At 75.0% G+C, this 25,804-nt stretch carries 3 protein-coding genes; all 3 read left to right on the top strand.

Annotation, left to right across the window (positions count from 1 at the left end):
• Nucleotide 1: 1 nt before the first annotated feature.
• Genes ABZ948_RS28310 through ABZ948_RS28320 form a run of 3 tightly spaced genes read left to right on the top strand, consistent with a single transcriptional unit; the run spans nucleotide 2 to nucleotide 25,571 of the window.
• On the top strand, nucleotides 2-12,709 hold the full coding sequence (locus ABZ948_RS28310) for a non-ribosomal peptide synthetase (RefSeq protein WP_359764113.1): 12,708 nt from the start codon (nucleotides 2-4) through the stop codon (nucleotides 12,707-12,709).
• A complete protein-coding gene (locus ABZ948_RS28315) occupies nucleotides 12,706-24,279 on the top strand; it encodes a non-ribosomal peptide synthetase (protein WP_359764115.1) in 11,574 nt (3,857 codons plus the stop codon). The genes ABZ948_RS28310 and ABZ948_RS28315 overlap by 4 nt, the downstream gene beginning before the upstream one ends.
• On the top strand, nucleotides 24,276-25,571 hold the full coding sequence (locus ABZ948_RS28320; RefSeq protein WP_359764117.1) for an MFS transporter: 1,296 nt from the start codon (nucleotides 24,276-24,278) through the stop codon (nucleotides 25,569-25,571). The genes ABZ948_RS28315 and ABZ948_RS28320 overlap by 4 nt, the downstream gene beginning before the upstream one ends.
• The last annotated feature ends 233 nt before the right edge of the window (nucleotides 25,572-25,804 follow it).

The raw sequence follows: 25,804 nt of genomic DNA on the forward strand, positions 1-25,804 counted from the left end.
AGTGGCGAGAACCACCCGCGCAGTCGATGACATCCTGCCCCTCTCCCCGCTCCAGAGCGGTCTGCTGTTCCACAGCGTCTTCGACCAGGCGACGCCCGACATCTACACCGTCCAGTCGACCTTCCACCTGGCCGGCCCGCTGGACGCGGGCCGCGCCCGGGAGGCCGCCGAGGCCCTGCTGCGCCGGCACGCGAGCCTGCGGGTGGCGTTCCGTCAGCGCAAGGGCGGGGAGTGGGTGCAGATCGTCGCGGCCCGGTACAAGCTGCCGTGGACCGAGATCGACCTGTCCCACCTCGGCGCGGAGGAGGCCGACGCTCAGGCCCGCCGCGTCACGCTCGCCGACCGTGAGCAGCGCTTCGACACCGGCCGCCCGCCGCTGATCCGGTTCACCCTGATCCGGCTCGGCGGCGAGAGCCACCGCCTGGTCCTCACCATCCACCACACGGTGCTCGACGGCTGGTCCCTGCCGACGCTGCTGAAGGAGTACCACGCCCTGTACCTCTCGGGCGGGGACCCGAGGGGGCTGCCGCCGGTGGCCCCCTACCGGGACTACCTGGCCTGGCTCTCCCGCCAGGACGCGGACGCCTCGCGCGCCGCCTGGGACAGCGCCCTCGACGGGCTGACCGCCCCCACCCTCGTGGCCGGCACCACCGAGCACACCCCGCAGGACCCCGGGCGCCACGAGTTCGGGCTCACCGAGGAGCAGACCCGGGCCCTGACGGCCCGGGCCCGCTCCGCGGGCGTCACCGTCAACACCGTGGTGCAGGCCGCCTGGTCACTCGTGCTCGCCGGTCTGACCGGCACCGACGACGTGGTCTTCGGCGTCACCGTCAACGGCCGCCCCGCCGAGCTGCCTGGCGTGGAGTCCATGGTCGGCCTGTTCATCAACACCCTGCCGCTGCGCGTCAGGCTGCGCCCCGGGCAGACCACCGGCGAACTGCTGGGCAGCGTGCACCGCGCCCAGGCCGAGCTGATCGCCCACCAGTACCTGGGCCTGTCGGAGGTGCAGCACCGTGCCGGGCTCGGCCCGCTCTTCGACACCTCCGTCGTCTTCGAGAACTTCCCCTTCGAGTCCGGCCCCGCGGTCTCCGGCGAGGCCGACCCGCTGCGGGTGGTGGGCGCCGAGAGCCACTCGGCCAACCACTTCCCGCTCAGCCTCGTCGGGATGCCGCAGGACGCGCTGCGCTTCAAGCTGTTCCACCAGAGGGACCTCTTCGACGACGCGGCCGCCGCGGCGATCGGCGAGCGGTTCCTCGCCCTGCTCGACACCCTGGTGAGCGAGCCGGAGCGGCCGCTCGGCCGGATCGACGTCATCGGCGCCGAGGAGACCGCCCGGGCCCTGGCCGCGGCGGCCGGACCCGCCGCACCCGCGTCGTACGCCGACCTGCCCACCCTGCCCGGGCTGTTCACCGCCCAGGCCGCGGCGACCCCGGACGCTCCCGCCGTCCGCGCCGGGGACCGGGTGCTGACGTACCGGCAGCTCGACGCCCGCGCCAGCTTCGTGGCCCGCGCTCTGGTCGAGCGCGGGGTCGGCCCGGGCCGGACGGTGGCCGTGCTGCTGCCGCGCGGCATCGACCTCGTGGTGGCGCTGCTCGGCGTGGCCAAGTCCGGCGGCGCCTACATACCGCTCGACCCGGACCACCCCGCCGAGCGGACCGCGGCGGTGCTCGCCGACGCCGCGCCCGTGCTGGCCCTGACCGGGCCCGGCACCGAGCTGCCCGGCGTCGCGACGCTGGCCGTCACCGACGAGGAGGCCGCCTCCTTCACGACGGCGCCGCACCCGCACGACCCGGCCTACCTGATCTTCACGTCCGGCTCCACCGGCCGCCCCAAGGGCGTCGTCGTCGAGCACCGCTCGGTGGGCGCCTACCTCCTGAGGGCCCGCCAGGCCTACCCGGACGCCGCCGGGCTCACCCTCGTGCACTCCTCGGTCACCTTCGACCTCACCGTGACCGGCCTGTACACCCCGCTCGTCTCCGGCGGCTGCGCCCACCTGTCGGAGCTCCCGGACGCGGTCGGCGGCCCCCGCCCCACCTTCCTCAAGGGCACCCCCAGCCACCTGGAGCTGCTCGACACCCTGCCGGCGGAGGTTTCCCCGTCCGGCACCCTCGTCCTCGGCGGCGAGGCGCTGCGCGGTGAGGCCCTGCGCGCCTGGCGCACGGCGCACCCGGACGCCACGGTGATCAACGCGTACGGCCCGACCGAGGCGACCGTCAACTGCCTGGAGTTCCGCATCGAGCCGGGCACCGAACCGGCCGACGGACCCGTGCCGATCGGCCGCCCCTTCGCCGGCACCCGCGCCTACGTCCTGGACGCGGCCCTGCGCCCGGTCGCCCCCGGCGTCGCCGGAGAGCTGTACGTGTCCGGTGTCGTCCTCGCGCGCGGCTACCTGGGCCGCCCGGACCTCACGGCCGAGCGCTTCGTCGCCGACCCGTACGGTCCCCCCGGCGCCCGCATGTACCGCACCGGCGACCTCGCCCGCCGCCTGGCGGACGGCACCTTCGTCTACGCGGGCCGCGCCGACGACCAGATCAAGCTGCGCGGCTTCCGCATCGAGCCCGGCGAGATCGAGGCCGCGGCCGCCGCGCATCCCGACGTCACCCGGGCCGTGGTCCTGGCCCGCGAGGACCGGCCGGGCGATGCCCGCCTGATCGCCTGGGTGACCCCCGAGACCGTCGACACCGAGGCACTGCGCGGGCACCTCGCCGACGCCCTGCCCGCCTACATGGTCCCGGCCGCGATCGTCGCCCTGCCCGCGATGCCGCTCACCCCCAACGGCAAGGTGGACCGCAAGGCGCTGCCCGCCCCGCAGGAGACCGCGACCGCGCTGCCCGTCGAGCGCGCCCTGCGGGACCCGCGCGAGGAACTGGTCCGCGAGCTGTTCGCCGGTGTCCTGGGCCTGACCGGCGTCGGCCCCGACGACGACTTCTTCGCGCTCGGCGGCCACTCCCTGCTCGCCATCCGGCTCGTCAGCCGGCTGCGCGCGAGCCTCGGCGTCGAACTCTCCGTCAAGAGCCTGTTCCGCAACCCCACCCCGGCCGCCCTGGTCCGCTCCCTGGGCGAGGCCGAGGACGCGCGCCCGCCGCTCGTCCGCGCGGAGCGCCCCGAGCGCCTGCCGCTCTCCTACGGCCAGCAGCGGCTGTGGTTCCTGCACCGGATGGAGGGACCGAACCCGGTCTACAACCTGGCCTCCGCGCTGCGCCTGACCGGCCCGCTCGACCACGACGCCCTGCGCGCGGCCTACGCCGACGTCGTACGGCGCCACGAGAGCCTGCGGACGGTCATCGCCGAGGACGAGCAGGGCGCCCACCAGGTCGTCCTGTCCGACGTGCGCCCCGAGCCGGTCCACGTGCGCTGCACCGAGGAGGAGCTGCCCGGGCTGCTCGCCGAGCACGCCCGGCACCCCTTCGACCTGTCCGCCGAGATCCCGCTGCGGCTGTTCCTGTACGAACTCGGCGAGGACCGGCACGAACTCCTCGTCCTGCTGCACCACGTGGCCGGTGACGGCTGGTCCACCCCGCTGCTCACCCGCGATCTGACCCGCGCCTACGCGGCCCGGGCCGTCGGCGAGGCCCCGCAGTGGGAGGAACTGCCCGTCCAGTACGCCGACTTCGCGCTGTGGCAGCACGAACTGATGGGCTCCGAGGACGACCCGGACAGCCGTGCCGCACGGCAGCTCGCCTTCTGGCGGGAGACCCTCGACGGCCTGCCCGAGGAACTCGCCCTGCCCACCGACCGGCCCCGTCCCGCCGTCGCCTCCTACCGGGGCGACAACGTGGCGATCACGGTCCCGGCCGCGCTGCACCGCGCCGTCGCCGAGTGCGCCCGGGCCGCCGACGCCACCGTGTTCATGGTGGTGCAGGCCGCTCTCGCGGTGACCCTGTCCCGGCTCGGCGCCGGTGACGACATCCCGCTCGGCTCCCCGGTGGCCGGCCGCCTCGACGAGGCGCTCGACGACCTCGTCGGCGACTTCATCAACACGCTGGTGCTGCGCACCGACGTCGGCGGCGACCCGACCTTCTCCGAACTCCTCACCCGGGTGCGGGAGTCCGACCTCGCCGCCTGGTCCCACCAGGACCTGCCCTTCGAGCGGCTCGTCGAGGTGCTCAACCCCGTCCGCTCCCTGGCCCGTTCCCCGCTGTTCCAGACCCTGCTCGCCTTCAACAACACCGGCGACCGGGCCGGTTCGGGCACGGCCGAGGCCCGGCTCGGCGACCTCACGGTGACCGCCCGGGGCGGGGTCGGCGGCGGCGTCGCCAAGTTCGACCTCGCGTTCAACCTGCGTGAACGGCACACCGCGGACGGTGCCGCGGACGGCATGACCGGCATCCTCGAGTACGCCGGAGACCTCTTCGACCACGCCACCGCCGAACGCCTGGCGGACCGCTTCGTCACGGTCCTGGCCCGCCTGGTCGCGGACCCCGGGCAGCGCGTCGGCGCCGTGGACGTGCTGCTCGACGGGGAGCGCGCGGCCGCCCTCACCGGCCCGGCGGACACCGCCCGCGACGCCCGGGACCGCTGGTTCCTGGACCGGTTCGAGCAGCACGCCGCCGAGCGCCCCGACGCGCCCGCCGTGTCCGACGGGGAGTCCGCGCTCACCTACGCCGAGCTGAACGCCCGCGCCAACGCCCTGGCCCGGCTGCTGACCGAGCGCGGCGCCGCCCCGGAGCGCTTCGTGGCCGTCGCCCTGCCCCGCACCACCGAGCTGCTCGTGACACTGCTCGCCGTCCAGAAGGCCGGCGCCGCCTACCTGCCGATCGACACCGCCTTCCCCGCGGACCGCGTCCGCCGGATGATCACGGATGCCGGCCCGGCCGTCCTCGTCACCACCGGGGAACTGCTGCCCGGCCTGCCCGCCGTCGCCGTGCCCACCGTCCTCGCCGAGGAGGCGGACCTTCCCCGGTACGAGGACACCGACCTCGACGTCCGCGTCCCGGCCACCGGCGCCGCGTACGTCCTGCACACCTCCGGCTCCACCGGCGTCCCCAAGGGTGTGGTGGTGCCCCGCGGCGCCCTCGACAACTTCCTCCGGGCGATGGCCGACCGGTGCGCCGCGAGCGCGGAGGACCGCCTCCTCGCGGTCACCACCATCGGCTTCGACATCGCGGCCCTGGAGCTGTACCTGCCGCTGGCCTGCGGCGGCAGTGTCGTCCTCGCCGGCCCCGACACCGTCCGCGACCCGGAGGCGCTGCGCGCCGCCGTCACCCGCCACGGCATCACCCTCATGCAGGCCACCCCGACCCTGTGGCGGGCCGCCACCGGACGGGACGCCTCCTTCCTCGCCGGCGTCCGCGTCCTGGTGGGCGGCGAGGCGCTGCCCGCCGACCTGGCCGCGACCCTGACCGGCGCCGCACGGTCCGTCCTGAACGTGTACGGCCCCACCGAGACCACCGTGTGGTCCACCGCCGCCCCCATCACCGACCCGGCCCTCGTCCACCTCGGCGAGCCGCTCGACAACACCGGTGTGTACGTCCTGGACGACCTGCTGCGCCCGGTCGCGCCCGGGGTGCCCGGTGAGCTGTACCTGTCCGGCGCCGGACTCGCCCGCGGCTACCTCGGCCAGCCGGGCCGTACCGCCGAGCGGTTCGTGCCCGACCCGTTCGGCGCCGCCGGCACCCTGATGTACCGCACCGGCGACGTCGTACGCCGCACCGCGCAGGGCCTCCTCACCTACGTCGGCCGCGGCGACCAGCAGGTCAAGCTGCGCGGCTTCCGCATCGAGACCGGCGAGGTCGAGGCGGTGCTCGCCGCCCACCCGGACGTCACGGCCGCGGCCGTCGGCGTACGCCCCGACGCGGCCGGCGAACCCCGCCTGGTCGCCTGGGTGGTGTCCGACCTGGACCAGCCGGCGCTGCGCGCCCACGTGGCCGCCGCCGTCCCGGAGTACATGGTCCCCGGCGCGTTCGTGCCGCTGCCCGAGCTGCCGCTGACCGCCAACGGCAAGCTGAACCGGGCCGCGCTGCCCGACCCGGCCGAGACCCAGGACAGCGCGGGACGGCCGCCGCGCTCCCCGCAGGAGGAGATCCTGTGCGGCCTGTTCGCGGAGATCCTCAGCCGGCCCCGGGTCTCCATCGACGACGACTTCTTCGCCGTCGGCGGTCACTCCCTGGCCGCGATGCGCCTGGTCGGCCGCATCCGCTCGGTCCTCGACGTGGACCTGCCGATCAGCGTCCTGTTCGAGGCGCCCACGGTCGCCGCCCTCGCCGCCCGCGTCACCGGGGCGAGCGCGAGCCGCGCGTCGCTGGTGGCCGGTCCGCGCCCCGAGCGCCTGCCCGCCTCGCCGGCCCAGCAGCGCCTGTGGTTCCTGGGCCGCTTCGAGGAGCCGGGCAGCCCCACCTACAACGTGCCCGTGGTGCTGCGTCTGACCGGCACCCTCGACCGGGACGCGCTGGCCGCGGCCCTCACCGACGTCGTCACCCGCCACGAGACCCTGCGCACGGTCTTCGCCGAGGACGCCGAGGGCCCCCACCAGATCATCCTCGACCCGCGGCCGGTCCCGACGACCGTGCGGACCGCCACCGAGGAGGAGCTGCCCGCCCTGCTCACCGAGGCCGCCCGGACCGGCTTCGACCTCGCCTCGGACCTCCCGCTGCGCGCCCACCTGTTCGTCCTGGGACGCGGGACGGCGGACCCGTCCGCCCCCGAGGAGCACGCCCTGCTGCTCGTCATGCACCACATCGCGGGCGACGGCGGCTGGTCGGTCCCGCTGCTCGTCAAGGACCTCGCCACCGCGTACGCGGCCCGGCACGACGGCACCGCACCGGCCTGGCGGCCGCTGGCCGTCCAGTACGCCGACTACACCCTGTGGCAGCGCGAGGTGCTCGGCTCCGCGGACGACCCGGACAGCGAGCTGGGCCGCCAACTCGCCCACTGGCGCGAGGAACTCGCCGGCCTGCCGGAGGAACTCACCCTGCCCACCGACCGCCCGCGCCCCCGCCAGGGCACCGGTCAGGGCGCCGACCTGCGCTTCCACATCCCCGCGGAGCTGCACGCGGAGCTGGAGTCGCTGGCCCAGAAGCACCGGGCCAGCCTCTTCATGGTGGTCCAGGCCGCGCTCGCGGTCACCCTGTCCCGGCTCGGCGCGGGCGAGGACATCCCGCTCGGCACCCCCAGCGCGGGCCGCGTCAACGAGGCGCTCGACGGTCTCATCGGCTTCTTCGTCAACACCCTCGTGCTGCGCACGGACCTGTCCGGCGACCCCTCGTTCACCGAGGTGCTCGACCGGGTCCGCACCACCTCCCTGAACGCCTACGCGCACCAGGACGTGCCGTTCGAGCGGCTCGTGGAGGCCCTCAACCCGGACCGCTCGCTGGGCCGGCACCCGCTCTTCCAGACGATGGTCACCTGGAACAACGCCGCCCAGGACACCACGGGGCGGCTCGCCGAGGATCTGCCGGGCCTGCGCATGCGCGTCGGCGAGGTCGGCACCGGCGTGGCCACCTTCGACCTGCTGTTCGCCTTCTCCGACCGGCGCACCGAGCGCGGCGCGCCGGACGGCCTGACGGTGCGCCTGGAGTACGCGACCGACCTGTACGACCCGGCCACGGCCGAGCTGTTCGCCTCGGCCCTGCTCGCGGTCCTCTCCGCGGTCGCCGCCGACGCCGGACGTCCCGTGCACCGCGTCGACGTGCTGCCGGAGGCCGCCCGCGCCGAGTTGGGCGCCGCGTCGCAGGGCGCCCGGCCCCGCCCCCACCGGCCGCTCGCCCGGCTCCTCGCCGAGCAGGCCGCCCGGACCCCCGACACGGTCGCCGTCACCGACGACCGCGGCAGCCTCACGTACCGCGAACTGCACGAGCGGGCCCGCGCCCTGGCCGTGGAGCTGCGCGGCCTCGGCCTCGGCCCCGAGGACCGGGTCGCGGTCGCCCTGCCGCGCGGCACCGACCTGGCCGTCGCCCTCGTCGCCACGCTCACCGCGGGTCCCGCGTACGTGCCGGTCGACCCGGAACTCCCGGCCGAGCGCATCGCGTTGCTGCTCGCCGACACCCGGCCCGGCGCGGTGATCACCACCGCCGGGACCGGTGCGGGCCTGCCCGCGTCCGACGCCGTCCGGATCCTCGTGGAGGACCCGCGACCGGCCGCTGAACCCGGCACGGCCTTCCCGGCCGCGCTGCCCGAGCACCCCGCCTACGTGATCTACACCTCCGGCTCCACCGGGCGCCCCAAGGGCATCGTCATGCCGCACCGCGCCCTGGCCGGGCTGCTCGACTGGCACGAGCGGGCGGTGCCCGGCGCACCCGGCACGGTGGTCGCCCAGTTCACCGCCGTCGGCTTCGACGTGTCCGTGCAGGAGATCCTCTCCGCGCTGCTGTCCGGCAAGACCCTCGCGGTCTGCCCCGAGGACACCCGCCGCGACCCACGCGAACTGGCCCGCTGGCTGGCCGAGCAGCGGGTGGCCGAGCTGTACGCCCCGAACCTGGTCGTCGACGGCGTCCTGGAGGCCGCCCGCGAGTGCGGCGCCGACCTGTCCGGGCTGCGCCACGTCGTCCAGGCGGGCGAGGCGCTGACCCTGCGGGAGCCGGTCCGCGACCACCACGCGCGGCACGCGACCGTGCTGCACAACCACTACGGACCCGCCGAGACCCATGTGGTGACCGCGTGGACGCTGCCCGCCGACGTGGCCGACTGGCCGGACACCCCGCCGATCGGCCGCCCCGTGGACGGCGTCGGCGTCCGCGTCCTGGACGCGGGTCTGCTGCCCGTGCCGCCCGGCGTGGTCGGTGAACTGCACCTGACCGGGCAGGCGCTGGCACGCGGCTACCTGGGCCGTCCCGACCTGACCGCCGAACGGTTCGTCGCCGACCCGTACGGCCCCGCGGGCTCCCGCATGTACCGCACCGGCGACCTGGTACGCACGACCGCCGACGGCGACCTCGTCTACGTCGGCCGCGCCGACCACCAGGTCAAGATCCGCGGCTTCCGCGTCGAACCCGGCGAGATCGAGGCCGCGCTGACCGCCCACGCGGAGGTGACCCGGTGCGCGGTCGTGGTCCGCGAGGACACCCCGGGCGACAAGCGCCTGGTCGCCTACGTGGTGGCCGGCCGGGACGGCGCGGCCCCGTCCGCCGCCGCGCTGCGCGCCCACCTCGCGAGCCGGCTGCCGGCCCACATGGTGCCCGCCGCGTACGTCCTGCTGGACGAGCTGCCGCTGACCCGCACCGGCAAGCTGGACCGGGCGGCGCTGCCGGCCCCGGCCCACGAGACGGACACCACGACGCGGGCCCCGCGCACGGCACGCGAGGAAGCCCTGTGCGGGCTGTTCGCCGAGGTCCTCGGACGTCCGGCGGTCGGCGTCGACCAGGACTTCTTCGACCTGGGCGGCCACTCCCTGCTCGCCACCCGGCTGGTGGCCAGGATCCGCACCGTCCTCGGCGTCGAACTCGCCGTCCGCGGCCTGTTCGAGGAGCCCACCCCGGCCGGGCTCGCCGCCGTCCTGGACCAGGCCGAGGGCGCCCGCAGCGCCGTCACGCGCCGCGAGCGGCCCGCGCGGATCCCGCTCTCGCCCGCCCAGCGCCGCCTGTGGTTCCTGCACCGCCTGGAGGGACCGAGCGCGACCTGGAACATGCCCACGGCCCTCAGGCTCACCGGCGCCCTCGACGAGGACGCCCTCGCCGCGGCCCTCGCCGACGTCGTCACCCGGCACGAGTCGCTGCGCACCGTCTTCGCCGACTCCGCGCATGACGCGGACGGCGCGGACGGCGCGGAGGGGGCAGAGGGGACAGAGGGGACAGAGGCGGCAGAGGGGGCAGACGGCGGCCACCAGCTGATCCGTACGCCCGAGGAGACCCTCGCCGCCCTCGGCGCCCTGCGCGCCGCCGACGTGGCACCGGCGGATCTCGCGGACCGGCTCGCCGAGGCGGCGTCCCGCCCGTTCGACCTGGCCGCCGAGCCGCCGCTGCGGGTCACCCTGCTGCGCACCGGCCCGCAGGAGCACGTGCTGCTGCTGGTGCTCCACCACATCGCCACCGACGGCTGGTCGGCGCCCGTGCTCGCCCGGGACCTCACCGAGGCGTACGCGGCCCGGCGGGCCGGCGAGGCGCCCGGCTGGGCCGAACTGCCGGTCCAGTACGCCGACTACACGCTGTGGCAGCGGGAGGTGCTGGGCTCCGAGAGCGACCCGGACAGCATCGCCGCCCGCCAACTCGGCTACTGGAAGCAGGCGTTGGCCGAGCTGCCCGAGGAACTGGCGCTGCCCGCCGACCGTCCCCGGCCGCCGGTCGCCTCGCACCGCGGCGACACCGTGCCCTTCCACGTCCCCGCCGACCTGCACGCGGGTCTCGCCGCGCTCGCGGGCGAGAGCCGGGCCAGCCTCTTCATGGTGGTCCAGGCGGCCTGGGCCACCCTGCTGTCCAGGCTGGGAGCGGGCGAGGACATCCCGATCGGCACGCCGATCGCGGGACGCACGGACGAGGCCCTGGACGACCTGGTCGGCTTCTTCGTCAACACGCTCGTGCTGCGCGCCGACCTGTCCGGCAACCCCGCGTTCACCGACCTGGTGGACCGGGTGCGCGAGACCTCGCTCGCGGCCTTCGCCCACCAGGACGTGCCGTTCGAGCGGCTCGTGGAGGTGCTCAACCCGGCCCGGTCGCTGGCCCGTCACCCGCTGTTCCAGACGATGCTGATGTGGAACAACAACGACGACCGCGTCGCGGCCGGCGTCGCGGACCGGTTCCCCGGCCTGACCGCCGAGACACTGCCGCTCGGCACCCGGGTCGCCAAGTACGACCTCACCCTGGCTCTCAAGGACGCCTACGGCGCCGACGGTGACCCGGCCGGCCTCCACGGCCACCTGGAGTTCGCCACGGACCTGTTCGACCGGGCCACCGCCGAGAGCCTCGTGGAGCGGTTCGTACGGGTCCTGCGGACGGTGGTGGAGGCGCCGGGAACACCGGTGTCGGACGTGGACGTGATGGCCCCGGGAGAACGGGAGAGGGTGCTCGATGAGTGGAACGACAGCGACCGCGAGGTCCCGGACGCCTCGCTCGCGGAGCTCTTCGCCGACCGTGTGGCGGTGTCGCCTCAGGCGCCTGCTCTGGTCCTCGGTGAGCTGGCCGTCTCCTACGGGGAGCTGAACGCCCGGGCCAACCGGCTCGCGCACTGGCTGATCGAGCAGGGCGCGGGCCCGGAGCGACTGGTGGCCGTCGCCCTGCCCAGGTCGGTCGAGCTGGTCGTCGCCCTGCTCGCCGTGCTGAAGTCGGGTGCCGGATACGTCCCGGTGGACCCGGAGTTCCCGCAGGAACGGATCACCTACATCCTCCAGGACGCGGACCCGGTGCTGACGCTGACCGAGGACGTCCTCGCCGACGCCGACGTGTCGGCGTACCCCTCCACCGACCCGGTGATCTCGGGGCGTTCGGGCGAACACACCGCCTACGTGATCTACACCTCGGGATCGACCGGCCGCCCCAAGGGCGTCACCGTCCCGCAGGCAGCACTGGTGAACTTCCTGACGGCCATGCAGGACCGCTTCACCCTCACCCAGAACGACCGCCTCGCCGCCGTCACCACCGTCGGATTCGACATCGCCGGCCTGGAACTCTTCCTGCCACTGCTGCACGGCGCCCAAGTCGTCCTGGCCCCGCGCGACATCGTCCGCGACCGCGCCGCGCTGGCGGCCCTGATCGAGGAGTCGGGCGCGACGATCGTCCAGGCCACTCCGAGCCTGTGGCACGCCCTGGTCGAGGCCGGCACGGTACCGGCGGGAGTGCGTGTCCTCGTCGGCGGTGAGGCGCTGCCCGCGTCGCTGGCCCGCACGCTCGCCGAAGGCGGCCGGTCGGTGACGAACCTCTACGGCCCGACCGAGACCACCATCTGGTCCACCGCCGCGCAGGTCGATGCCTCCGGAGAGGTGTCCATCGGCGCTCCGATCGCCAACACCCGCGTGTACGTGCTCGACGCGGGTCTGCGTCCGGTCCCGCTGGGTGTGGCGGGTGAGCTGTACATCGCGGGCGCGGGTCTGGCCCGTGGCTACCACCGCAGGCCCGGACTGTCGGCGGAACGCTTCGTCGCCGACCCGTACGGCCCCGCCGGGACACGGATGTACCGCACCGGCGACCTGGTCCGCCGCACCGCCGACGGACGCCTCGACTATCTCGGCCGCACCGACTTCCAGGTCAAGGTCCGCGGCTTCCGCATCGAACTCGGCGAGATCGAGGCCGCCGTCCTCGGTCACCCGGACGTGGTCCGCGCCGCCGCCGTGGTCCGCGAGGACGCCCCCGGGGACAAGCGCGTCGTCGCCTACGTCGTCCCGGCCCCGTCCGGCGCCCCCGACGGGGACGTGCTCCGCAAGCACGTGGCGGCGAGCCTGCCCGACTACATGGTCCCCGCCGCCTTCGTCACCCTCGACGAGCTGCCGCTGACCCCCAACGGCAAGCTGGACCGCGCCGCCCTGCCCGCCCCCGCGCTGGGCGCGCTCGGCGAGGGACGCGCGCCGCGCACCCCGCAGGAGGAGACGCTGTGCGGGCTGTTCGCCGAGGTCCTCGGCGTCACCACGGTGAGCATCGACGACGACTTCTTCGCCCTCGGCGGCCACTCGCTGCTCGCGAACCGGCTGGCCGCCCGGGTCCGATCCGCCCTGGGCAAGGAAATGAGCATCCGCGCCTTCTTCGAGAAGCCCACTGTCGCCGCCCTGGCCGAAAGCCTCGAAAGCGCGCAGACCACCACCACCCGTCCCGCGCTGCGCCGCCGTACCGGGAACAAGGAGAACTCGTGACCACGCTGTCCTTCTCGCAGCGCCGCCTGTGGTTCCTCAACCAGTTGGACGGCCCGAGCGCGATCTACAACATCCCCACCGCCCTGCGGCTGACCGGCACCCTCGACCGGGACGCCCTCGCCGCCGCCCTCACCGACGTCGTCACCCGCCACGAGACGCTGCGCACGGTCCTCGCCGACGGGCCCGACGGGCCCCGCCAGGTGGTCCTCGCCGCCGACTCCGACGCCGCCGTACCCGCCCTCACGGTGGTGCCCACCGACGAGGCGGGCCTGGACCCGGCCCTGGAGGACGCGGCCCGGCACGAGTTCGACCTGCTCGGCGAGACCCCGATCCGCTGCACCCTGTTCGAACTCGCGCCGGACGAGCACGTCCTGCTGGTGCTGCTGCACCACGTGGCGGGGGACGGCTGGTCGATCCCCGTCCTCGTCCGCGACCTGCTCGGCGCGTACGCGGCGCGGCAGGCCGGCCGGGCGCCCGGCTGGGACGAACTGCCCGTGCAGTACTCGGACTTCACCGTCTGGCAGCAGGAGCTGCTCGGCTCCGAGGACGACCCCGGCAGTGTGATCAGCCGGCAGCTCGCCTACTGGCGTGACACCCTCGCGGACCTGCCGGACGAGCTCGGCCTGCCGACCGACCGGCCCCGCCCGGCGACGGCCACCCACCGGGGCGACACCCTGCCCCTCGCGGTGCCGGCCGACGTGCACGCGCGCCTGCTGGACCTGGCCCGCGAGACCCGCTCCAGCCTGTTCATGGTCGTCCAGGCCGCCCTGGCCACCCTGCTGTCCAAGCTGAGCGGCAGCACCGACGTGCCCATCGGCACCCCGATCGCGGGCCGCACCGACGAGGCCCTGGACGACCTGGTCGGCTTCTTCGTCAATACCCTGGTGCTGCGCGCGGACCTGTCCGGCACGCCCACGTTCCGGGAGCTGCTCGACCGGGTCCGGGACGCCGACCTGCACGCCTACGAGCACCAGGACGTGCCCTTCGAGCGGCTCGTGGAAGTGCTCAACCCGCCCCGGGCGATGGCCCGCCACCCGCTGTTCCAGACCCTGCTGACCTGGAACGACAACGACCAGCGGCAGGCCCGCACGGCCGCCGCCGAACTGCCCGGCCTCACCGTCGGCGGGCACACGGCCGAGACCCGCACCGCCCGCTTCGACCTGTCCTTCACGGTCGAGGAGCGCCAGACGTCCTCCGGTGCGCCGGAGGGGCTGAGCGGCGCCCTGAACTACAGCACGGACCTGTTCGACCGGGCCACCGCCGAGCGCATCGCCGAGCGGTTCACCCGCGTCCTGGCGGCGGTGGCCGCCGCCCCGGACGCGCCGGTGGCCCGCGTGGACCTGCTCAGCGCCGCCGAGCGGCACGAGGTCCTGGAGCGCGCCAACGCGACGTCCCGGGACGTCGAACCGTCCTCCGTCGCCGAGCTGTTCGCGGCGCGCGCGGCGGCCATGCCCGAGGCACCGGCCCTGACCTTCGGTGAGCTGGCCGTCTCCTACGGCGAGTTGAACACCCGGGCCAACCGGCTCGCGCACTGGCTGATCGAGCGGGGCGCGGGCCCGGAGCGACTGGTGGCCGTCGCCCTGCCCAGGTCGGTCGAGCTGGTCGTCGCCCTGCTCGCCGTGCTGAAGTCGGGCGCCGGATACGTCCCCGTGGACCCGGAGTTCCCGCAGGAGCGCATCGCGTACATCCTCCAGGACGCGGACCCGGTGCTGACGCTGACCGAGGACGTCCTCGGTCAAGCGGACCTGTCCGCGTACGCCTCGGAAGACCCGGTGATCTCGGGGCGTTCGGGCGAGCACACCGCCTACGTGATCTACACGTCCGGATCGACGGGCCGCCCGAAGGGCGTCACCGTCCCGCAGGCAGCACTGGTGAACTTCCTGACGGCCATGCAGGACCGCTTCACCCTCACCCAGAACGACCGCCTCGCCGCCGTCACCACCGTCGGATTCGACATCGCCGGCCTGGAACTGTTCCTGCCACTGCTGCACGGCGCCCAAGTCGTCCTGGCCCCGCGAGACATCGTCCGCGATCCGGTCGCCCTGGCGAACCTGGTGCGCGAGACGCGCACCACGATCATGCAGGCCACCCCCAGCCTGTGGCACGCCCTGGTCGAGGCCGGAGGAGTGCCGGAGTCGCTGCGGGTGCTGGTCGGCGGTGAGGCGCTGCCCGCATCGCTGGCCCGCGCGCTCGCCGAGGGCGGCAGGTCGGTGACGAACCTCTACGGCCCGACCGAGACCACCATCTGGTCGACGGCGGCCGGTGTGCCCGCCTCGGGAGACGTCTCCATCGGCGCTCCGATCGCCAACACCCGTGTGTACGTGCTCGACTCGGGCCTGCGTCCGGTCCCGGACGGAGTCGCGGGTGAGCTGTACATCGCGGGCGCGGGTCTGGCCCGTGGCTACCACCGCAGGCCCGGACTGTCGGCGGAACGGTTCGTCGCCGACCCGTACGGCCCCGCCGGGACACGGATGTACCGCACCGGCGACTTGGTGCGCCGCACCGCCGGGGGCGAACTGGAGTACATCGGCCGCACCGACTTCCAGGTCAAGGTGCGCGGCTTCCGCATCGAGCTGGGCGAGATCGAGAGCGTGATCGCCGACCATCCGGACGTCGCCCGCGCCGCCGTGCTCGTCCGCGAGGACGCTCCCGGAGACAAGCGCGTCGTCGCCTACGTCGTCACCGCCCGGGACGGGGCCCCGGACGGTGACGTGCTGCGCAAGCACGTGGCGGCGAGCCTGCCCGACTACATGGTCCCCGCCGCCTTCGTCACCCTCGGCGAACTGCCGCTGACGCCCAACGGCAAGCTCGACCGCGCCGCCCTGCCCGCCCCCGCCTACGGCCTGGAGAGCACCGGCCGGGCCCCGCGCACCCCGCAGGAGGAGATCCTGTGCGGGCTGTTCGCCGAGGTCCTCGGCGTCCCGCGGGTGTCGGTGGACGAGGACTTCTTCTCGCGCGGCGGCCACTCGCTGCTGGCGCTGCGGCTCATGACCCGCGTCCGCGCCACCCTCGGTGTGGACCTCCCGGTGCGGCAGCTGTTCGAGACGCCGACCGTGGCGGGCCTCGCCGAGCTGCTCGGCTCCGGTGACGCGGCCCGGCCCGCGCTCCGGGCCCGTCCGCGGCCCGAGCGGGTGCCGGTCTCCTTCGCCCAGCGCCGGCTGTGGTTCCTGGGCCGCCTGGAGGGACCGACCGCCGCCCACAACATCCCCACCACACTGCGCCTTTCCGGCTCGCTCGACCGGGATGCCCTCACCGCCGCGCTGGCCGACGTCGTCACCCGCCACGAGACCCTGCGGACCGTCTTCGCCGAGGACGAGCAGGGCCCCCATCAGATCGTCCTCACTCCGGAGCGGGCCCGGCCCGAACCCAGCGTCACCCGGACCGACGAAGCGGGCCTGGCCGAGGAGCTGCGCCGGGCCGCCCGCCAGGGCTTCGACCTGGCCATCGAACCGCCGCTGCGCGCCCACCTGTTCGAGCTGGGCCCCGACGAGCACGTGCTGATGCTGCTCGTCCACCACATCGCGAGCGACGGCGGCTGGTCCACGCCGGTCCTGGTCCGTGACCTCACCACCGCCTACGCCGCCCGCTGCGCCGGCAACGCACCCGCCTGGTCACCGCTGCCGGTGCAGTACGCCGACTACACCCTGTGGCAGCACGAGGTGCTCGGCTCCGAGGACGACCCCGACAGCCTCATCAGCCGCCAGCTCGCCCACTGGCGCGAGGCACTGCGGGACCTGCCCGAGGAGCTGCCGCTGCCCACGGACCGGCCGCGCCCCGCCGAGAGCGGCTACCGGGGCGGAACCGTGCCGGTCGCCATCCCGGCGGCCCTGCACCAGCGTCTGGAGCACCTCGCCCGCGAGCACCGGGCCAGCCTGTTCATGGTCGTCCAGGCCGGCCTCGCCGCCCTGCTGGCCAAGCTGAGCGGCAGCACCGACGTGCCCATCGGCACCCCGATCGCGGGCCGCACCGACGAGGCCCTGGACGACCTGGTCGGCTTCTTCGTCAACACCCTCGTGCTGCGCACCGACGTCTCCGGCGACCCGGCCTTCGCCGAGCTGGTGGCCCGGGCCCGGCAGACCGACCTGGCGGCCTACGCCCACCAGGACGTGCCCTTCGAGCGGCTCGTGGAGGTGCTCAACCCGGCGCGGGCCAGGGGCCGCCACCCGCTGTTCCAGACCATGCTCGCCTTCAACAACGTCGACCAGAAGGCCGCGCTCGGCGAGGGCCGGCTGCCGGGACTGACCGTCTCCGGCGACCGGGTCGGCACCGGCGTCGCCCAGTTCGACCTGCTGTTCGCCGTCGCCGACGGCCGCGCCGACGACGGCTCCCCCGCCGGGATCACCGGGCACCTCGAGTACAACGAGGACCTGTTCGACCGTGCCACCGCCGAAACCCTCGTCCGCCGGCTGACCCTGCTGCTCGACGCCCTCGCCGAGAACCCGGAGCTGCCGCTGAGCCGCATCGGGATCCTGGAGGAGGACGAGCGCCGCCGCATCCTGGGGACGTGGATCGACACCGCGCGCGACGTGCCCCGGGCCACCCTGCCCGCCCTCTTCGAGGCACAGGCCGCCCGCACCCCCGACGCCCCGGCCGTGCGCCACGCGGACCGCACCCTCTCGTACGCCGAACTGGACGCCCGCGCCAACCGGCTGGCGCGGCTGCTGATCGCGCGCGGCGCCGGGCCGGAGCGCTTCGTGGGCATCGCCCTGCCGCGCAGCGAACTCACCCTCGTGGCGGTGCTCGGCGTCCTCAAGTCCGGTGCCGCGTACGTGCCCGTCGACCCCGGCTACCCGGCCGACCGCATCGCCCACCTCCTGCGGGACGCGAACCCTGGCCTGCTGCTCACCACCCGGGAGGCGCTCGGCCGGCTGCCCGGCGAGGGCCCCGAGCGCATCGTCCTCGACGAGGCGGGCACCGAGGCCGCGCTCGCGGCTCTGCCCGCGCACGCTCCGGACGACGCGGAGCGGCACGCTCCCCTGCGGCCCGGGCACGCCGCGTACGCGATCTACACCTCCGGCTCCACGGGGCTGCCCAAGGGCGTGGTGGTGCCGCACGAGAACGTCGCCGACCTGGCGGCCTGGGCGGTCGGCGAGTTCGGCGCCGACGGCATGGCCCACGTGGTGGCGTCCACCTCGCTCAACTTCGACGTCTCCGTCTTCGAGATGTTCGGCCCGCTGCTGTGCGGCGGCACCGTCGAGGTGATGCGGGACGTCCTGGAACTGGGTGACCCGGCCCACGCCGGCCGCTCGGTGTCGCTCATCAGCGGCGTCCCCTCGGCCGTCGCCCAACTCGTCGGCGACGGCGGACCGTCGGTGACCGCGCGCGAGGTGGTCCTCGCCGGGGAGGCCGTGTCCGCCCGCGACGCCAACGCCGTCGTGCGGGCGGTCGGCGCCGAACGGTTCGCCAACATCTACGGCCCCACCGAGGCCACCGTGTACGCGGCGGCCTGGTACACGCGAGGCGAGATCACCGGCGTCCCCCCGATCGGCGCGCCCCTGCGCAACACCCGGCTCTACGTCCTCGACGCTGCCCTGCAGCCGGTCCCGGTCGGGGTGGCGGGCGAGCTGTACATCGCGGGGCCGGGCCTGGCCCGCGGCTACCACCGCCGGCCGGGCCTGTCGGCCGAGCGGTTCGTGGCCGACCCGCACGGCCCGGCGGGCACCCGCATGTACCGCACCGGCGACCTGGTCCGCTGGAGCGCCGACGGCAACCTCGACTACCTCGGCCGCACCGACTTCCAGGTCAAGGTGCGCGGCTTCCGCATCGAACTCGGCGAGATCGAGGCCGTCGTCCTCGGCCACCCGGACGTCGCCCGCGCCGCCGTCCTGGTCCGCGAGGACCGGCCGGGCGACAAGCGGCTGGTGGCCTACCTGGTCCCGGCCGCCGGCCGCACCGTGGACCGGGCGCGGCTGCGCGCCCACGTGGCCGCGGCCCTGCCCGACCACATGGTGCCGTCCGCGTTCGTCGTCCTGGACGCCCTGCCGCTCAACCCCAACGGCAAACTGGACCGGGCCGCGCTGCCCGCACCCGAGTACGGTCCGGCCCGGGCGGGCCGGGCGCCGCGCACCCCGCAGGAGGAGATCCTGTGCGGCCTGTTCGCCGACGTGCTCGGCGTGCCGCGGGTGTTCCTCGACGACGACTTCTTCGCCCTCGGCGGCCACTCGCTGCTGGCCACCCGCCTGGCGGGCCGCATCCGCGCCATGCTCGGCGAGGAGCTGACCATCCGCCAGTTCTTCGAGACGCCGACCGTGGCCGGACTCGCCGCCGCCCTCGGCTCCGGCGGCCCCGCCCGCACCCCGCTGGTCGCGGGCGACCGCCCCGAGCGCATCCCGCTGTCCTCGGCCCAGCAGCGCCTGTGGTTCCTCGGCCGGTTCGAGGGCCGCAGCCACACCTACAACGTGCCGACGGCCCTGCGCCTGTCCGGCGCGGTGGACCGGGGCGCGCTGGCCGCCGCCCTCGCCGACCTCGTCACCCGCCACGAGACCCTGCGCACCGTCTTCGCGGAGGACGCCCAGGGGCCGTACCAGACCGTGCTCGACCCGGCGGCGGCCCGCCCGGACCTGACGGTGCTCGACACCACCGCGGACGAGCTGACCGGGGCGCTGGAGGAGCAGGCCCGGTACGCCTTCGACATCGGCGCCGAGCCGCCGTTGCGGGCCGTGCTGTTCACCGTCGGCCCCGACGAGCACGTCCTGCTGCTGCTGGTCCACCACATCGCCACCGACGGCTGGTCGATGCCGCTGCTCGTCCGCGACCTCACGGCCGCCTACGCCGCCCGCTGCCGGGGCGAGGCACCCGCCTGGAGTCCGCTGCCGGCGCAGTACGCCGACTACACCCTGTGGCAGCGGGACCTGCTCGGCTCCGAGGACGACCCCGACAGCCTCGCCTCCCGCCAACTCGACTACTGGCGGCGGACGCTGGCCGGGCTGCCCGAGGAACTGGACCTGCCCGCCGACCGTCCCCGCCCGGCCGTCGCCTCCTACCGCGGCGACCTGCTGGACGTGGAGATCCCGGCCGGGACGCACGCCCTGCTGACCGACCTGGCCCGGGAGAACCACGCCAGCCTCTTCATGGTCGTACAGGCCGCCCTGGCCGCCCTGCTGTCCAGGCTGAGCGGCGCCACCGACATCCCGATCGGCACCCCGATCGCGGGCCGCACCGACGAGGCCCTGGAGGACCTGGTCGGGTTCTTCGCCAACACCCTCGTGCTGCGCACCGAGGTGGTGCCCGACGAGACGTTCACCGACCTGGTGGCCCGGGTCCGGGAGACCGACCTGAGCGCCTACGCCCACCAGGACGTGCCCTTCGAACGGCTCGTGGACGTGCTCAACCCGGCCCGCTCCATGGCCCGCCACCCGCTGTTCCAGACCATGCTGACCTTCGACAACGTCGCCGCCCGCGACGCCTCCGGCAGCGCTGCCGCCGGTCCTGCCGGGCCGCTGCCGGACGTGGCCGCCTCGGGGCAGCACGTCGGCACCGGAGTCGCCCGCTTCGACCTGATGTTCCGGCTCGGCGAACGGCACACCGCGGACGGCACACCCGGCGGGATCGCCGGTGTCCTCGAATACGCCGCCGACCTGTTCGACCGGGAGACCGCCCGGGGCCTCGCGGACCGCCTCGTCGCCCTCCTGACGGCCGCCGCCGCCCGCCCCGACGCGCCGGTGGGCACCCTCGACACGCTGCCCGAGAACGACCTCGGACGCATGCTCGTCGGCTGGAACGACACCGCCCGCGAACTGCCCGCCGACCACCTGCCCGTCCTGTTCCGGGCCCAGGCCGCCCGCACCCCCGACGCCCCCGCCCTCGACTTCGAGGACCTCACGCTCGACTACCGCGAGCTGGACCTGCGCTCCGACCGGCTCGCCCACTCGCTCGCCGCGCGCGGCGTCGGCGCCGAGGACCTGGTGGCCGTGGCCCTGCCCCGGACCGCGACGATGGTCGTCGCCCTGCTCGCCGTCCTGAAGACGGGTGCGGCGTACGTGCCGATCGACCCCGAGTACCCGGCCGACCGCGTCGCCTACATGCTGGCCGACGCCGCCCCCGTCCTGCTGCTCACCGACCGCGAGAGTGCCGGCGCGCTCCCCGAGGACACCGCCCCCGAGGTGCCGCGCCTGGTCCTGGACGACCCGCGCACCCGCCAAGCCCTCGACGCCGTCACCGACGCCGAGCTGGCGCGGGTCCGCCGCATCGCACCGCCGCACCCGGAACACCCGGCGTACGTCATCTACACCTCCGGGTCCACCGGCCGGCCCAAGGGCGTGGTCGTCGGCCACCGGAACCTGCTCAACCTGCTGACCGCGATGCGCGACCACCTCGCGCTGACCGAGCGCGACCGGCTGCTCGCCGTCACCACCATCGGCTTCGACATCTCCAACCTGGAACTGTGGACCCCGCTGGCGCACGGCGCCCGCCTGGTCCTCGCCGCCCGCGAGACCGTCAAGGACCCGGTGGCCCTCGCCCGGCTCGTCGAGGAATCCGGCGCCACCGTCCTGCAGGCCACCCCGACGGCCTGGCAGAGCCTGGTCGCCACCCGCCCCGAAGCCCTGCGGGGCCTCGTCAAGCTCGTCGGCGGCGAGGCACTGCCCGGCCCGCTCGGCCGCGCCCTGCACGATCTGGGCGGCTCCCTCACCAACGTCTACGGCCCGACCGAGACCACCATCTGGTCCACGGCCGCGCGCCTGGACGCCGCCACCTGCGAACGGCCGCCCATCGGACGCCCCCTGGACAACACCCGGGTCTACGTCCTGGACGCCGGACTGCGCCCGGTGGCCCCCGGCGAGGCCGGTGAACTGTACATCGCCGGCACCGGTGTGGCCCGCGGCTACCTGAACCGGCCCGGCCTGTCCGCCGAGCGGTTCACCGCCGACCCCTTCGGCCCGGCCGGCGGCCGGATGTACCGCACCGGCGACCTGGTCCGCTGGAGCGCGGACGGCGACCTGGAGTACATCGGCCGCACCGACCACCAGGTCAAGGTGCGCGGCTTCCGCATCGAACTCGGCGAGATCGAGGCCGCGCTGACCACCCAGGAGGAGCTCGCCCAGGCGGTGGTCGTCGCCCGCGAGGACACCCCCGGCGACAAGCGCCTGGTGGCGTACGCCGTGCCGGACCGGGGCGACGGGACCCGCGACACGGAGGCGGAGGCGAGCCAGGTCCGCGAGTGGGAGGCGGCCTACGACGCCCTCTACGGCGAGCCCGGCTCCGACCGCTTCGGCGAGGACTTCGGCATCTGGCGCTCCACGTACACGGGCGACCCCATCCCCCTGGAGGAGATGCACGAGTGGCGCTCCGGCACGGTCGAGCGCATCCTCGCCGGCCGGCCCCGCCGCGTCCTGGAGATCGGCGCCGGCACCGGCCTGATCCTCGCCCACGTCGCCCCGCACTGCGAGAGCTACTGGGGCACCGACCTGTCCGCGTCCGTCATCGAGCGACTCGCTGCCCAGGTCGCCGAGCGGCCCGAGCTCGCCGACCGGGTCACCCTGACCGTCCAGCCCGCCCACGACATCGACGGCCTGCCCAAGGGCGCCTTCGACACCGTCGTGCTCAACTCGGTGGTCCAGTACTTCCCGAGCGCCGACTACCTCGCCGAGGTCCTCGACCGGGTGCGCGAGCTGCTCGCCCCCGGCGGCACCGTCTTCGTCGGCGACGTCCGCAACCTCCGCACGCTGCGCACGCTGCGCGGGGCCGTCGCGCTGACCGGGCAGGACGCTCCGCCCGAGGGTGCCCAACGAGACGTGCTGCGCGCCGGGGTCGAGCGGGCCGTGGCCCGCGAGAAGGAACTGCTGCTCGCACCCGAGTGGTTCACCGGCCTTCCCGGCGTGAGCGGCGTGGACCTGCGCGTCCGGCGCGGCGTCCACCACAACGAGCTCACCCGGCACCGCTACGACGTGGTGCTGCACACCGCCCCCGCCCCCGACGTCCCCGAGGGGCCGGTCCTCACCTGGGGCGAGCGGCTGCGCGGGCTGGACGACCTGGCCGCCGAACTGACCGCGGGCGCCACGGCCCTGCGCGTCACGGGCATCCCCAACCTGCGGGTGCGCGACGAAGTGAGTGCCGTGCACGCCCTGTTCGGCGAGGAGACCGCGGACGTCACCGCCGTCGACCCCGAGGACCTGTACGCCCTCGCCGAGCGCACCGGCCACCGGGTGGCCGTCACCTGGGCGGCCGCCGACGACGAGGACGGCACACTGGAGGCCCTGTTCGTGCGCGGCGACGGGCCGGTGGACCTGGCGCTCGCCGGGGCCTACCGGCCGGCACCCGGGCCCGACGCCCGGCCCGCCGCCAACGACCCGGCGAGCCGCCGCGACGACACCGGACTCGGCCCGGTCCTGCGCGACCGGCTCAAGGAGACCCTGCCCGCCCACATGGTGCCCGCGGCCGTCGTCGTCCTCGACGCCCTGCCCCTGACCCCGAACGGCAAGGTCGACCGGGCCGCACTGCCGGTCCCCGACTTCGGGACGGGGACCGTGGGGCGGGCCCCGGCCACCCCGCGCGAAGAGCTGATGTGCGCCCTGTTCGCCGAGGTCCTCGGCCTCGCCCGGGTGGGCCTGGACGACAACTTCTTCGAACACGGGGGGCATTCCCTGCTCGCGACACGGCTGGTCGGCCGGGTCGGTGCCGTCCTCGGCACGGAGGTGCCCCTGCGCCGGCTCTTCCAGGCGCCCACCCCGGCCGAACTGCTGCGCGACCTGGACCCGGACGGTGAGCGCGACGGGCACGGCGTGCTGGTGCCGCTGCGCGCCTCCGGCACCGGAACGCCACTGTTCTGCGTGCATCCGGCGGCCGGCCTCAGCTGGTGCTACCTCGGACTGCTCACCCACCTGGACCCCGCGTACCCGCTGTACGGGCTCCAGGCACGCGGCACCGACGGCGCCGAGCCGCTGCCCGCCTCGATCACGGAGATGGCCGCCGACTACGCCGACCAGATCCGCGCGGTCGCCCCCGAGGGCCCCTACCGGCTGCTCGGCTGGTCGGTCGGCGGGACCATCGCCCACGCGATCGCGACCGAACTGGAGCGCCGCGGCGCCCGGGTGGAACTCCTCGCCGTGCTCGACGCCTACCCGGTGGCCGACGCGGCCGGCACCGAGCCGCCGACCGAGGCCGCGATCATCGCGCGCAACCTGCGGGCGATCGGCTTCGACTTCCAGGAGGGCGAACTCACCCCGGAGACCTTCCCCATCGAGCGCTACCGGGCCTTCCTGGCGCGCGAGAACAAGGTGATGGCCCGGTTCGAGGAGCACGAGATCCTCGCCATGAAGGACGTCTACGTGAACAACACCCGGCTCATGTGGTCCCACACCCCGGGCCGCTTCGGCGGGGACATGCTGTTCGTCACCGCCCGCCGCGACCAGGGGGCGCTCGCCCGCGAGCGGGGCCACCGGGCCTGGGCGGCGCACGTCGCCGGAGAGATCGTCAACCACGACGTGGACTCCGACCACGAGGGCCTGATGACCCGGCCCGGGCCGATCGCCCACGTCGGCCGGCTCCTCGCGGACCGCCTCGCGGCCCTGGACGCCGCGCCGGCCGGGATTCGTAGAAACGGCGTAGACCCCGCGCGCAGGCTCAGCGCATGACGGTGGTCGACGAGACGGCGGTTGCGGCGCTCCCCTTGCGCCGCAACCGCGACTTCCTCCTGTTGTGGACCGGGAACTGGCTGCAGTTCTTCGGCTCCCGGATGAGCGGCGTCTGCTACCCGCTGCTGGCGCTGCAGATCTCCGGCGGGTCCGCGCAGGCGGTCGGCCTGGCCTCGGCCGCCGCCGTGCTGCCGCAGGCCGTCGTGCAGTTGCCGGCCGGGGTCCTGGTCGACCGCTGGGACCGGCGCGCGGTGATGCGCTGGTGCGCGCTCGGCCGGATCGTCGTGCTGGGCACGGTGGCCGGTGCCACGGCCCTCGGCGGACTCGGCATGGGCCTGCTGCTCGCGCTGATCGCCGCCGACGTGTCCCTCGCCATCGTCTCCTCGCTCGCCGAGCGGGCCGCCGTACGCACCGTCGTCCCGGCGGAGCAGCTGCCCGCCGCGCTCTCCCAGAACGAGGCCCGCGGCCGGATCGCGGGCCTGCTGGGCGGGCCGGCCGGCACCGTGCTGTTCACCTGGACCCGCTGGAGCCCCTACCTCGCCGCCGCGGTCGGCGCCGTGGTCGCCGCCGTCAACCTCCGGTACATCCGGGCCGACCTGCGGACCGAGGCCCCAACGCGACGCCGGCCCATCCGCGAGGACCTGGCCGACGCCCTGCGCTGGCTGCGGGGACAGCGGGCGCTGCGCGCCATGCTGCCGGTGGTGACCGTGTCCACCGCCCTGCTCCAGGTGGTCATGCTCGGCCTGGTCGTGGTGCTGGTCAAGGAACAGGGGCTGCCGGAGTCCACGGTGGGCCTGGTGCTCGGCATCAGCGGCTGCGGAGGCCTGCTCGGGGCGCTCGCCGGACGCTGGTTCATGGCCCGGCTCCCCCTGTCCGTCCTCCTGGTCGGCGGCCTGGCCCTGTGGGCCGTGCTGATGACCGCCATGGCCTGGAGCACCGGGCCGGTCGTCCTCGGTGTGCTGTTCGCCGTGATGAACCTGATCGGGGCGGTCTTCGGGGTGGCCACCGCGGTGTACCAGGTGACCACGACCCCGCAGGAGTTGCAGGGACGGGTCGCGGCCCTGTCCGGGCTCGTCATCGCCCTCGGCACCACGGTGGGCGCGTTCGCCGCCGGGAAGCTCCTCGACGCCTGGGGCGGCCGGTCCTCCCTGCTGGTGACCGCCGCCGGGATGGCCCTGACCGCGCTGGTGGCCGGGCTGATCCCGGCCGTCCGACGGGCCCGTGTCCCGTCCTCACCGAGCCCCAAGACCACCGAACCGACCGAGCCCACCGAACCCACCAGGAACGCCTGACCCGCCCGACTCCCCGTCCCTCCGACTCCCGCCCGCACCGCGCCCCAAGACCACCGAACCGACCGAGCCTGCGGAACCGACCGAGCCCACCGAACCGACCGAGCCCACCGAACCCACCAAGAACGCCTGACCCGCCCGACTCCCGCCCGCCCGGCCCCCGGCCGCTCCGTGCCCCGAGACCCCCGAACCGGCCGAGAACGCCTGACCCGCCCGACTCCCCCGTCCCTCCGACT

This window comes from Streptomyces olindensis (genome assembly GCF_040645895.1).
Classification (GTDB): domain Bacteria; phylum Actinomycetota; class Actinomycetes; order Streptomycetales; family Streptomycetaceae; genus Streptomyces; species Streptomyces olindensis.